Here is a 12108-nt window from a genome sequence, read left to right on the forward strand (position 1 = left end):
GCCTCATGCGCGAAGCCCCGTTCCTCCTCATCGGCGAAGGCACCAGCGAGATCCAGAAGACCATCATCAGCCGCGGCCTGCTCAAGGAATACGGGGCCCGTTGATCGCGTGCACCGCCCGCACCACCGCGATGCAGGTGTCCTCGACGTAGTCGACGCCGGCGGCCTCGGCCAGCACCCGCCCCTCGGGCGACACGATGTCCTGCTGCAGCCAGACCGCCGGCGCCCCGATCGCGATCGCGTCCTGCACCACCTGCGTGGCGTCCCTCGACGGCCGGAACACGTTGACGAAGTCGACCGGCTCGGGGATGTCGGCCAGCCGCCGGTACGCCCGCACCCCGAAGATCTCGTCCACGAACGGATTCACCGGGATGATCCGCCACCCCCGCCGCTGGATGGCGAGGGGCACCGAGTGCGCGGTCTTCCGCGGATCCCGGGACGCCCCGACAACAGCAATGGTCACCGATTCCCGCAGGATCTGCTCAGCGCTCCGCACCCATAGACCGTAGCTCGCGTCACGCCGCCGGGATCGGGATCGGGGTCGGCCCGCCGGTCAGGCCCGCGGACAGCCGGGCACCGAGCAGCGCCGCGTGCACCCGCACCGCCTCGCCCGGCTCACCGACCGCTCCCCGGCGCCGCGGGTGCGCCACGTAGTAGCCGATCAGATCCATCAGGAACAGCAGGCTGCCGTCGACGTCCTCCGGCCGCACCGTCACCGGCCGCGCCCGCCCGGCGACGGCCAGGTCGATCCGCGGATGCCACCGGTCGCCGTTGAGCTCGACGCGTTGAATGTCCTCCCAGGCGTACGAGCGTGCGCCCACCCCGACGCCGCCGTCCGTGAGCCGCACCGCGGGCGTACCGCGCATGAGCCGCACCAGCCCCCGGCACCCGACCGCGAAGCCCGCGACGGCACCGGCGAACGCGACGGTGGCGAGCACCGGCCCGGCGCCGGCGAGCAGCCCCCACACCAGGGCGACCGACCCGACCGCGAACAGCCTGCCGACCCGCGCGCACCCCTCCCGGAACGGCCGGTGGAACACCCACCCTGCCCGGGCCGGCGCCTCGTCCCGCCGCCGCATCTCGTTGACGACGTAGTTCGCCCCGTGCACGACCACGTTGGCCAGCACGAACAGCAGGAACATCGCGCTGCCGTCCGGCCCGCCGTACGCCAGCAGCAGCCCACCCCCGGCCAGCGTCACGGCCGGCGGCACCGCGACCCACAACCAGTTCAGCGGAGCACGCCGCGCCGAGGTCATGGCCACACGGTAGACATTCCGCGCCGTGCCTGCGTCACCCGATCAGCTCCGGCGGATGACCGTCCCGCGCCGAATCACCCGCACCCCGCCCACACTGTCCGCGTCTGCCCCGGAATGCGGGTGCGGTCAGCTGACCTGCCGGGTGAGCGCGCCGCGGAGCCGCTCCAGCTCCGCCTCGGTGCCGATCGCGGCCCGCCGCTCGGGCTGCCGGGCGTAGAGGTCGATGACGCGGGTCAGGAAGTACAGCGACACCTCCAGCGGCACGTCCTCACCGGGCCGGAACTCCCGCACCCGCCGCCCGCGCACCAGCTCAGGGCTGCCGACCGCCCACGTGCCGGGCTCCGACGTGACGTCGAGCGCGTCCCACGGCACGAACGAACGCCCACCGTCGATGGCGATCCCTTCCGCGGTGAGGACGAGCGGCCCGCTGCGCAGCATCCTGACCGACAGGACCAGCAGGAACAGCGTCGTCAGGACGATGATCCCGTACGACATGGCGCGCAGCACCGAGATGTGCCCGACCCGGAACCCGTTGAACGCCATCATCACCAGCGCCGCGCCCAGCACCCCGTAGAACACGCACTGGCGCCGGAAGCTCGGCCGCACCCGGAACGCCGCCTGCTCCTGCCACACCACGATCGCGAACGTCGACGGTCCCCGCGTCGTGTGCGCCAGCAGAATCAACCCGAACGCGATCCCGACCGTCGCGATGATCAGCAGCACGAGCAGCATCGGCACGTAAGCGGCCGGGTCGTCTCTGGTCACGACCGGCACCAGCACGCCGACCACCACGGTCGGCGCGAGCAGCACCACGAAGTCACCGGCACGAGCACGCATACGACCGAGCTTATGCACGCTAGCTGACGTTTTCCTGACCGTCGATCACAGCAACGACAGCTGCTCGACGACCTCGACCGTCCCCTGCCTCACCCGCGAAGACCGCCCACCCCGACCCGCCTTCACCGCCGTGGTGCCCGGGGTGTCCATGGCCGACCCCACCCCTGCCTCCGAGGTGACCGCCGGGGGTGCGGTGGGGGTGATCGTGGCCGACCCCGCACCCACCCCGTCGCCGCCCGCGGGTGATGCGGCCGGACCGGCTGCGGGCGAGGTGAGTGGCAATTCCGGGCTGCCGGTCGGTGCGGCGGCGAGGGCCGCTGCCGGTGCGGGTGTCGCGCCGGTCGGCGGTGTCGAGGCGGTTGATGCCGAGGCGAGCGGCAATTCCGGGCTGCCGGGCGAGGTGCCGGTCGGTGCGGCGGCGAGGAGCGCTGCCGGTGCGGACGTTGCGCCGGTCGGCGGTGTCGAGGCGGGCGACGCCGAGGCGAGTGACACTGCCGAATCGAGCGGCAACGCCGGAGCAGCGGGCCGCGACCCGGGCGGTGCCGCGACGGATGATGCCGTGGCGATGGGCGGCGTCGGGGCGGATGCCGGGCCGGGTGGCGCCAGCGGGGTGGGTGGCGTCACGGTGAACGGCAGCGTCGGGGGCCGGGGTGGTTCCGCGGGTGGGCCCCCTGACGGCTGGCGGGTGGCGGTCATGCCGCCGGTCGGGATGCCGTGGCGGCGGCAGGCGAGCCTGACCCTGGCGGCGATCTCGCGTTGATAGGCCTGGTCGGTGTAGGCGCCGGAGCCATACAGCCGGCGGTAGCGCGGGGCGAGGTGCGGGTGCTCGCGGGTGAGCCAGGCCTGATACCACTCGCGGGCGCCCGGGCGCAGGTGCAGGGCCAGGGGCACGACGCCCGCGGCGCCCGCGGCGGCGAGGGCGGCGACGGTGGTGTCGATCGACTCCGGGGTGTCGGTGAGGCCGGGGAGGATCGGGGCCATGAGGACGGTGACGGCGAAGCCCGCGTCGGACAGGCGGCGCACGACGTCGAGGCGGCGGCGGGGGCTGGGGGTGCCGGGCTCGACGGAGCGCCACAGGGGCTCGTCGACGAAGCCGATGGACATCGACAGGCCGGCGGTGGTGACCTGGGCGGCCTGGGTGAGCAGGTCGAGGTCGCGGGTGATGAGAGTGCCCTTGGTGAGGATCGAGAACGGGTTGGCGTGGTCGCGGAGGGCGGCGAGGATGTCGCGCATGAGGCGGTAGCGGCCCTCGGCGCGCTGGTAGACGTCGACGTTGCTGCCCATCGCCAGGTGCCTGCGGGTCCAGGACGGGGCGGAGAGCTCGCGGCGCAGGACCTCGCCGGCGTTGACCTTGACGACGATCTGGGAGTCGAAGTCGTGGCCGGCGTCGAGGTCGAGATAGGTGTGGCTGTTGCGGGCGAAGCAGTTGTGGCTGACCACGCCGCCGGCGATGAAGTCGCCGGTGCCGGTGGTGATGTCGAACATCGGCACGTCGACGCCGAGCGGCTCGATCCCGGTGACCCGCAGGCCGTCGTCGCCGCGGACGAGCTCGCCGGCGACGGTGCCGGTGGGGGTGGCCGGGGCGAACGTCAGGCCGAAGCGCAGCCGCTCCCGCACGCCGCCGAGGACCCTGGTCACGGTGCCGTCGGTGGCGGCGGCGAAGCCGAGGACCGACAGGCACTCGACGAGCCAGTCGACGACGACCTTGTCGACCACGTCGAAGGACGGCAGGTGGCCGTCGCCCGGCATGTCGCCGGCGGCGTCGAAGAGGCCGGCGACGAAGCCCTGCCGCCACGCGCGGGTGGGGGCGGCGGGCCAGTCGATGACGGCGCTCGTGTCGCGGACGCTGGCGCCCGCATACTCGCGGTCGTCGGCGGCCATGGCGTGCAGGCCGCCGCAGGCGGTGGCATAGGTCCTGGCGCGGCGCAGCGCGGCCGGGGCGACCGGGCCGACGTGCCCGTCGCCGTGCACGAACCCGCAGAGATAGCCCTGCCGGTATGCCGGGGTCTCGCGGGGGCGCTCGGGCAGGGCGCCGAAGCCGGTGAGCCGGTTGGCGGTGGTCAGGTGGGGCCGGCGGGCGCGGCCGTGCCGGGCGCCGGTGACGTGCTTCCAGCCGCGGTCGGACAGGAACCGGTGGTCGCCGGAGGCGACGAGCGTGGTGCCGTCGTGGAGGGTGACGCGGTGTGCGGGCTTGACGGTCGACCAGTGTGCGAGCACGGTCGTGGTGACATAGCGTCGCAGCCGCCCGTCGCGGACCGTGCCGATGATCTCGTCGCCGGTGCGGAGGTCGGCGAGGGGGCGGGTGGTGCCGTCGGCCATGAGGATCGCGGTGTCGCCGGCGAGGCAGTAGACACACGCGTGCGAGCAGCCGCGATAAGGGTTGATGGTCCACTCGAACGGCACCCTGGACTGGCCGGACACCCGGTTGATCAGGGATTTCGCCTGGACCTCATAGAAGGTGACGCCGCGGAACTCGGGCGTGTCGAAGGTGCGGGCGACGGCGCCGGGCAGTGCGAGCGGAAGTGCTCGCACTGCCCCGGCGTCACCGTTGCCGGGACCGCCGGACGCCTTCAGGTTCTCCCATCGCACACGCCAATTCGAACACGTGTACGAACGAACCGCAAGCTACGCCTCGACGCTTTCCCCCGACTTCTCGTCACTCTTCGCAACCGCGGCCGGGGTGTCGGCGGGGGCCTTCCCGGACTTGGCCGGCGCCGCCGGCTCGCCACCCGAGGCGGCGGCGATCTGCGCCCGCACCTCGTCCATGTCCAGGTCGCGGACCTGCTGGATCAGCGACTCGAGCTGCTGCTCACGCAGCATGCCCGGCTGGGAGAACACCGCGACCCCGTCCCGCACGATCATCAGGGTGGGGATCGAGCGGATCTGGAACTCCATCGCGAGCTCCTGCTGCGCCTCGGTGTCCACCTTGCCGAAGATCAGGTCCGGGTTGTTCTCCGAGGCCTTCTCGAACGTGGGTGCGAAGGCCCGACACGGCCCGCACCACTCGGCCCAGAAGTCGACGAGGGTGATGCCCTCGCCGCCGACCTTCTCAGCGAAGTTCTCGGCGGTCAGTTCTACGGTTGCCATGTCTCTTCCGATCCTTTCGGGCGGTCGGGTACGCACCGTTGTAACCACGTACCCCTTACCGGCATTCCCAACCGGTGTCCGGGCTCACGATGGCGGCGGTGAGCACGTGATCCATGATGGAGGACATGAATCGGCCGACGTTCGTCTTCGACGGTGACTGTGCCTTCTGTTCATCATGCGCCCGCTTCATCGAGCGCCGCATCAGGCCGTCCGCGCATGTCGTGGCGTGGCAGTTCACCGACCTCGGCGCGCTCGGTGTCACGCGGGAGGCGGCGAGCGCCGCGGTGCAGTACGTGACCGCCGGCCGTGCCCCGACCGCGGGCCCTGTCGCGATCGCCGACATGCTGCGCGACGTGCCCGGCGCCGCCGGCCGCTTCCTGTGGCGCCCGATCGGCACCATGCTCCGGCTGCGACCCGTCGCCGCGACGGCATGGCCGGTGTACCGGTGGATCGCCCGCAACCGGCACCGGATGCCGGGCGGGACCGCCGCCTGCGCCCTGCCGCCCGGGCACCCGGCCCGAGCCGGCAACTGAGAGCCCGGCAGCCGGCAGCTGAGAGCCCGGCAGCCGGCAGCTGAGAGCCCGCGCGGACTGTAGACCGGCCCGAGAAGCCGGCAGCGCAGGGACCGCCCCGGAAACGAGCAGCCAAGATCAGCGAACGGCGGCAATCCCGCGGATCTTCGGCATACGCTCGCGGGTGGGAGGTACGCCATGTCGAGCCAGCCCACACCGAGCCAACCCAGCGCCGGAGTCGACCTGCCGCTGCACAGGCACGAGTGGGACCGGCTCGTCCGGCTGCCCCGCAACGTCCTCGTCGTCGCCAGCGCCGGGGACGACAACGTCGACGCCGTCGCCGGGGTCGAGGCCATCGCGGCAGGTCAGCGCTCCAGGGCGCTGCTGGTGCGGGGCGTCGTCGCGGCGATCTTCGCCGAGCACGAGCAGGTCACGAGCACCGCGCCGCTGGACCGCGAGGGCGTCCTCGCCGAGTGCGGCGCGGCCGTGCGGATGCTGGCCGGGCGGCTGGGCACGGACGTCGCGCTCGCCTACGGCGAGTGGCTGATGGACGTCGCCGCCAGCGTCGGCCGCACCGCGTGGCGGCCCGGGGTGATCCGGCTCGGCGGGGTGGAGGTCCTGCTCGCCGAGCGGGAGTTCGTCAACGAGATCGGCAGGGAATTGGCGCTGGCTCTGCACCGCCAGTAAGGGGTCACGCCGGTGGTCGCCGGTCGGGTGGGCTGGGCAATCCTTCTCATCCGGCCGGCCTCCAGACGTGCGGAGACCGGCCGCGGCGACGAGGGCTCAGGCCTGCACCATGCAGCCCCAGCCGTCATAGCTGCCGTCGTGCCGCTCCACGACTCCGCGGACCTCCCAGGTGACCTCGTGCAACGCCGGCGGCTCCACCGCGTCGCGGCGGATCGCCTGGAGCACGAAGTCGGCCTCGTCGCCGCGTTCCACCGTCACCGCGAAACCCAGGTTGCGCAGGTCCGCCGCGGCCGCCTCGGCGTGCTCGGTCTGCGGGAAGTACGCGAGGAACTCCACCGGCCGCGGCTGGCTGAGCCGGTCGCCGTGCCCCTCCAGCTCCTGGACGACCTGGTTGTCCTCCATGATGTTGCGCTGCCAGGCGTCGGGGGTGAGCTCCTCGCGGACCCGCGTCCAGCCCGGGTCCGGGCTGAGCGTGGCGACCGGGGACAGCGCCGGGATGTCGGGCAGCGGGGGCACGGACGCGCCGTCGGGCAGGTAGCCGGTGATGCGGCCGGTGCCGGCGGTGACCACCCTGCCGACCATCGCGCCGCCGGCGCCGCGCAGCGCCTGCCGGACCGCCTCGTCGAGGGCGTGGATCGCGCCCAGCTCGGCCTCCGCGGGCATGCCGCCGGCGCCGTCACCCGCGTAGGTGAAGTCGACGTCGTACCGCGACGGCATCCTCCCCACCGGGGCGGCCTCGACGGCGCCGAGGTCGATGTTGTACATCGCCAGGCCGGCACCGATCTCGCCGGGATACACCGCCCAGCGTTCGACCCATGCCGGCTCGCGCCCCAGCAGCCTGCGCAGCAACCCCACTGCCGTCCTCCTAAAGCGTCATTCCCGCGGCTCCGGGAAACTCGGCATCTCCGGGCCGGCGTGCGACTTCTTCGGCACCATCACCTTGCGCCGGAAGACGCAGATCAGGGTGCCGTCCTGCTTGTATCCCTTGGTCTGCACGGTGACCACGCCGCGGTCGTCCTTGGACTCGGACTCGCGCTTGTCCAGCACCGTGGTCTCGCCGTAGATGGTGTCGCCGTGGAAGGTCGGCGCGGTGTGCCGCAGCGACTCGACCTCGAGATTGGCGATCGCCTTGCCGGACACGTCGGGCACCGACATGCCGAGCAGGATGGAATAGACGTAGTTGCCGACGACCACATTGCGCTGGAAATGCGTCGACGTCTCGGCGTAGTGCACGTCGAGGTGCAGCGGATGATGGTTCATCGTGAGCAGGCAGAACAGGTGGTCGTCGGATTCGGTGACCGTCTTGCCCGGCCAGTGCCGGTAGACGGCGCCGATCTCGAACTCCTCGAAATACCTGCCGAACTGCATCTCGCACTCCCTCGTCGTTGTGGGGTCTGCAAGCATGCCGGGTGCGGCTGGAAAATTCAGCATGATTGTGACAAAGACGCAGTGTGACAAAGACGCAGTGAGCGGCGGGGCCCTCCCTGGCACCCGCCGCCCACGCTCTGTGACGAGTATCTTGGCCGCGAAGGCAACGCTCCGTATAGAGACGCAGATCACAGTTATGGAAATGAGACGAAAATTGAGCGTGGCGACTACCGAGTGTGCCGATGGTCTCACTACACAGCGTAGTGAGGGCCGGAGGGGCGAGACGGCGGACGGTAAAGTCCGGCGGCGATGGAACGCTTGAGCGCGCGGGGGCGCGTGACACGGGTGGCGGTCACGCTGGTGGTCGTCGTGCTGACCTTCGCCGGCTCGTTCTTCGGCGATGACCGCCACTTCCCGTTCGCCGCGATGCAGATGTTCGCCAATGCCGACGACCCCAACGCGCCGATCATGGTGCTGCGCACGGACGGGGTCGACACCACGGGCCGGCGCATCGTGCTCGACGAGCGCAACGCCGGGGTGCGCCGGGCCGAGATCGAGGCGCAGATCGACCGGTTCAAGGCCGACCCGAGCCTGCTGCGGTCGGTCCAGGACGCCTACGCGGTCCGCAACCCGGGCCGGCCGCCGCTGGTGGAGGTCGACATCGTCGAGGTCCAGCACCACCTGCGCGACGCGCAGCCGACCGGCGAGGTCACCGAGGTCGTGCTGGCGAGGTGGAAGCCGTGACGAAGCTGCGGAACTGGCTCTTCGAGCCGGTGCCGAAGGGGCGCATCGCCGCCTTCCGCACCCTGATCTACGTCTTCGTCGCGCTCGACACGGTGTTCTTCAGTGCCTGGGTGAAGAGCCACGGCGACCTGCCGGGCAATCTCTACCAGCCGCTCGTGATCGGCAAGATCCTGCCGCTGCCCACGCCGACCCCGCTGATTGTCGGCTCGATCTACTGGGCGCTCATCCCGCTGAGCCTCGCCGCCGCGACCGGCCGGGCGCACCGGCTGCTCGGCTGGAGCGTGTTCGTCCTGTACTTCGAGTGGATGATCATCGCGATGAGCTATGGCAAGGTCGACCACGACAGGCTCGGCCTGCTCGTCGCGCTCGCCGTGCTCCCGGTCGCGGGGCGCGCCAGGCACGGCGACAAGGAGCTCACCGAGGCCGGCGGGTGGGCGCTGCGGCTCACCCAGATCGGCGTCGTCTGCACGTATTTCCTGGCCTCGATCGTCAAGCTGCGCCACGGCGGCCTTGCCTGGCTGACCGGGGCCACGCTGACCCGGGCCTTCATCCGGCGGGGCACCGCGCTCGCCCAATGGCTGCTCGGCATCCCCGGCTTCACCACGGTCAGCCAGATCGGCATCGTGGGCTTCGAACTGTTCAGCCCGCTGGTGTTCGTGGTGAAGCCGAAGGTGCGCACGGCGGTCGTCGCCGGTTTCTACGCCTTCCACATCGTGACCTTCTGCCTGATCACGATCTCCTTCATCCCGCACCAGGTGGCGATGGCGAGCTTCCTGCCCCTGGAGAAGGTCACACCCGTGCGCTGGGCGCGCCGGCTCGCCGGAAGACCCGCCACGACCGGGGCCGGTGCGGGCTCGGCCGAGCTGGCGGGCTCAGCCGAACAGGCTCGCGAAGAAGTCTCCGAAGCCGCCGGCGATGTCCATCAGGGCGCCGCCGACGGACTTGACCACCTCGGCCGCTGACTGCGGCCGATACGCGACGAAGAAGATGAGGAAGGCAATGCCTCCCCAGGTGAGGACCTTCTTGACCATTTTCGCCAATCCCCTCCGGGTCTGCGATTGCAAGGAACGTAGCGTATCGGGTGAGCGCCACAGGGTGAATGAGTGTCGGCCCGGGGATTCACGGTAGATGCACGATCAAGACGAAGTCGGCGTGGGGCCGTGGAGCGGCGAGTGGCCGGCCGGTCCGCAGTACGACCCTGAGCTCCTCGCGGCGGGCGACCGGCGCAATGTCGTCGACCGTTACCGCTACTGGACGCTCGAGGCGATCGTCGCCGACCTCGACGGGCGCCGGCACGGTTTCCACGTCGCCATCGAGAACTGGCAGCACGACCTCAACATCGGCACCGTGGTCCGCAACGCCAACGCGTTCCTCGCCGCCGAGGTGCACATCGTCGGCCGCCGCCGGTGGAACAAGCGCGGCGCAATGGTCACTGACCGCTATCAACACGTGCGGCATCATCCGACGGTCGAGGAGTTCCTCGACTGGACCGCCGCGCACGGCCTGCCGGTGATCGGCATCGACAACCTGCCCGGCGCGCTGCCCCTGGAGCGGGCCGAGCTGCCGCGCCGGTGCGTGCTGCTCTTCGGCCAGGAGGGCCCTGGCCTCTCGGAACCTGCCCGCAAGGCGTGTGCCGCCGTGTACTCCATCGCGCAGTACGGCTCGACCCGGTCGATCAACGCCGGCGTCGCCAGCGGGATCGCGATGCACGCCTGGATCCGGGCGTACGGCGACAACAGCCCATAAGACCCATTACCGTGGGTACATGGGCGTCGCAGTCAGCTGTCCCCGTTGTGGCGGCCCGGTGCGGTCACCGGACCTCATGCACTCCGAGTGGAGGTGCGATGAGGACGGCGGTGTGCTGCCGCTGCACGTGGCGCAGCACATCGGGCCGGAGATCGTCGAGTCGGCGAAGGCGAAGCTGGCCGCCGCGGCGCAGCGCGCCGGCGACCGGCGGCCGATGCCGCTGTGGTGCCCGTGGCCGCTGCCGACCGGCTGGACCGTCACCGGCGTCGGCTGGGTCGGCGACGAGCGCTCCGGCGTGCGCGCCACCGCGGTCGCGTGCAGCGGCCCCGGCCCCGTCCAGCACGGGCCGGCCGACTGCGTGATCGTCGCGGAGGAGCCCGGCGTCGGCCTCGGCACCCGCTTCGCCGGCATCCCCGGCACCGACCCCGGCCCGTTCTTCGACGGCGACATCGCCACGACGACCGCGCACGCCAAGGTCCGCGCCGCCGGATGGCCGACCCCGCTGTGGATGGCGAAGTCGCCGGAGGACCGCTGCGCCTACGTCGGCGAGGCGATGGGGATCTGGCTGTACGTCATCACCTGGCCGGCCGCCGCGGGCTACCTCCTGGAGGAGGAGCTGGACCTGCACGACCTCGCCGACGATGTGCCAACCCACCTCGTCTACGGCGCGCCGTCGCCCTATCTTCACGGCAAGGCGTAGAAGTTCACGACTAGGATCGACCCTCAGTCGATGGGGTCGATGTCGGCGCGGCATACATTCACCGTGTGCCGCGCAACTGATACGCTGAGTTCGCCACGGTGCACGTGCACGACGCCGTGGGGAGGGGATTGACGGCAATGGTCAAGAAGGTCCTCACCTGGGGAAGCATTGCTTTCCTCATCTTCTTTGTGGCATATCGGCCGCAGTCCGCGGCTGAGGTCTTCAAGTCCATCGGCGGCGGCATCATGGACATCGCCACCGGCTTCGGTGACTTCTTCTCCAGTCTGGTTGCCTGACTGCGATGTCCACCGGGCCTGAGCCTTCCGCCGAAGAACCGGGTGCCCGCCGCTGGGAGGATCGCGACACCGAGCCGATCCCGCGGGCCCGTCCCACCAGTTCAGACCCCGACGGCTATGCCGACGCCGACCCCTACAACGACGGTGCGCAGTCGGCGAGGCTCGGCGGTTACGGGCGCGACGACTATTACGTCGACGAGGGTCCGCCCACCTTCACCGAGGACGAGTTCTCCGGCCTGCGCGGCGGCGACTCGGGCCCGCCGGTGCCGCCCGGCAGCCGCATGGCGCCGCTGGACGAAGAGGCCAGCCGGCACGCGGCCCGTTATCTCTTCCCGACCGAGAAGTTCCGCGGCGAATGGAAGCGGCACTGGATCCAGCTCGCGAAAGAGGGCGGGATCGCGGTGGCCGCCACGATCGCCATGGGCTACATCGCGGGCTGGCTGACCAAGCACAACCAGACCCAGCTGCGCACCGCGGTCCTGGTCATCTGGGCCATCGTGATCCTCTACTGCGCGTGGCGGGTCGCCGACTGGTGGTATGACCGCTTCATCCTCACCAACAAGCGGGTGATGGTGGTCTCCGGGATCTTCACCCGCAATGTCGCCATGATGCCGCTGCTGCGGGTCACCGACATGAAATACGTGCAGTCGCTGACCGGCCGCATGTTCGGCTACGGGCATTTCGAGCTCGAGTCCGCGGGCCAGGACCAGGCGCTGCGCAACATCCGCAACCTGCCCAACCCCAATGAGCTCTACCTGCGCATCGTCGAAGAGATGTATGAGCCGGAGGCCGTCGAGGCCCGCCTGGGGCGTGCCGCGGGCGTCGAGGACGACGGCACCTAGAAAAGTTTTGCCCCGGCGTGCAACCGTGCCGCCC

General features: G+C 71.0%; 14 protein-coding genes and 1 pseudogene. 8 read left to right on the forward strand and 7 right to left on the reverse strand.

What is annotated here, in order from left to right; all coding sequences use genetic code 11:
• Positions 1–81: 81 nt before the first annotated feature.
• From ACZ6TV_RS51115 to trxA, 5 genes and pseudogenes are all read right to left on the reverse strand, one after another.
• Entirely contained in the window at positions 82–495 is a 414-nt protein-coding gene (locus ACZ6TV_RS51115) for a CoA-binding protein (RefSeq protein ID WP_465308269.1), read from the reverse strand.
• A 19-nt stretch (positions 496–514) separates the two neighbouring features.
• A complete protein-coding gene (locus ACZ6TV_RS51120; RefSeq protein ID WP_465308271.1) occupies positions 515–1255 on the reverse strand; it encodes a hypothetical protein in 741 nt (246 codons plus the stop codon).
• 126 nt (positions 1256–1381) lie between these two features.
• The gene (locus ACZ6TV_RS51125) at positions 1382–2092 is read right to left on the reverse strand and encodes a hypothetical protein (protein ID WP_465308273.1); all 711 of its coding nucleotides are present in this window, start codon (positions 2090–2092) and stop codon (positions 1382–1384) included.
• A gap of 45 nt (positions 2093–2137) precedes the next feature.
• On the reverse strand, positions 2138–4681 hold the full coding sequence (locus ACZ6TV_RS51130) for an intein-containing Rv2578c family radical SAM protein (RefSeq protein ID WP_465308275.1): 2544 nt from the start codon (positions 4679–4681) through the stop codon (positions 2138–2140).
• Between the two features lie 150 nt (positions 4682–4831).
• Positions 4832–5179: pseudogene (gene trxA, locus ACZ6TV_RS51135) on the reverse strand (thioredoxin); the annotation flags it as partial.
• A 125-nt stretch (positions 5180–5304) separates the two neighbouring features.
• Here trxA and ACZ6TV_RS51140 point away from each other — a divergent pair.
• Together ACZ6TV_RS51140 and ACZ6TV_RS51145 are read left to right on the forward strand one after the other, a co-directional pair.
• Positions 5305–5712, forward strand: coding sequence for a thiol-disulfide oxidoreductase DCC family protein (locus ACZ6TV_RS51140; RefSeq protein ID WP_465308277.1), 408 nt, complete (start codon positions 5305–5307; stop codon positions 5710–5712).
• A 177-nt stretch (positions 5713–5889) separates the two neighbouring features.
• A complete protein-coding gene (locus ACZ6TV_RS51145; RefSeq protein ID WP_465308279.1) occupies positions 5890–6378 on the forward strand; it encodes a hypothetical protein in 489 nt (162 codons plus the stop codon).
• Between the two features lie 96 nt (positions 6379–6474).
• Here ACZ6TV_RS51145 and ACZ6TV_RS51150 read toward each other — a convergent pair whose 3' ends face one another.
• Together ACZ6TV_RS51150 and ACZ6TV_RS51155 are read right to left on the reverse strand one after the other, a co-directional pair.
• Positions 6475–7233 (reverse strand): DUF695 domain-containing protein, encoded by a 759-nt coding sequence (locus ACZ6TV_RS51150; RefSeq protein WP_465308281.1) that lies wholly within the window; start codon positions 7231–7233, stop codon positions 6475–6477.
• 18 nt (positions 7234–7251) lie between these two features.
• Positions 7252–7746, reverse strand: coding sequence for a MaoC family dehydratase (locus ACZ6TV_RS51155; RefSeq protein ID WP_354783356.1), 495 nt, complete (start codon positions 7744–7746; stop codon positions 7252–7254).
• 309 nt (positions 7747–8055) lie between these two features.
• Here ACZ6TV_RS51155 and ACZ6TV_RS51160 point away from each other — a divergent pair, with 309 nt between their 5' ends.
• The 6 genes from ACZ6TV_RS51160 to ACZ6TV_RS51185 all read left to right on the forward strand — a co-directional run bounded on the left by ACZ6TV_RS51160 (position 8056) and on the right by ACZ6TV_RS51185 (position 12074).
• Positions 8056–8490: a hypothetical protein gene (locus ACZ6TV_RS51160; RefSeq protein ID WP_465308283.1), complete on the forward strand. Its 435-nt coding sequence runs from the start codon at positions 8056–8058 to the stop codon at positions 8488–8490.
• Positions 8487–9452 (forward strand): MFS transporter permease, encoded by a 966-nt coding sequence (locus tag ACZ6TV_RS51165; protein WP_465308285.1) that lies wholly within the window; start codon positions 8487–8489, stop codon positions 9450–9452. The genes ACZ6TV_RS51160 and ACZ6TV_RS51165 overlap by 4 nt, the downstream gene beginning before the upstream one ends.
• Positions 9453–9618: 166 nt before the next feature.
• Entirely contained in the window at positions 9619–10236 is a 618-nt protein-coding gene (locus tag ACZ6TV_RS51170) for a TrmH family RNA methyltransferase (protein ID WP_465308287.1), read from the forward strand.
• A 19-nt stretch (positions 10237–10255) separates the two neighbouring features.
• Positions 10256–10936 (forward strand): DUF6758 family protein, encoded by a 681-nt coding sequence (locus ACZ6TV_RS51175; protein ID WP_465308289.1) that lies wholly within the window; start codon positions 10256–10258, stop codon positions 10934–10936.
• Between the two features lie 104 nt (positions 10937–11040).
• A complete protein-coding gene (locus ACZ6TV_RS51180; protein WP_354783668.1) occupies positions 11041–11232 on the forward strand; it encodes a hypothetical protein in 192 nt (63 codons plus the stop codon).
• Positions 11233–11237: 5 nt separating this feature from the next.
• Positions 11238–12074, forward strand: a complete 837-nt coding sequence (locus tag ACZ6TV_RS51185; protein WP_465308291.1) for a PH domain-containing protein — start codon at positions 11238–11240, stop codon at positions 12072–12074.
• Positions 12075–12108: the final 34 nt, after the last annotated feature.

The organism is Dactylosporangium sp. NPDC051087 (assembly GCF_055586325.1).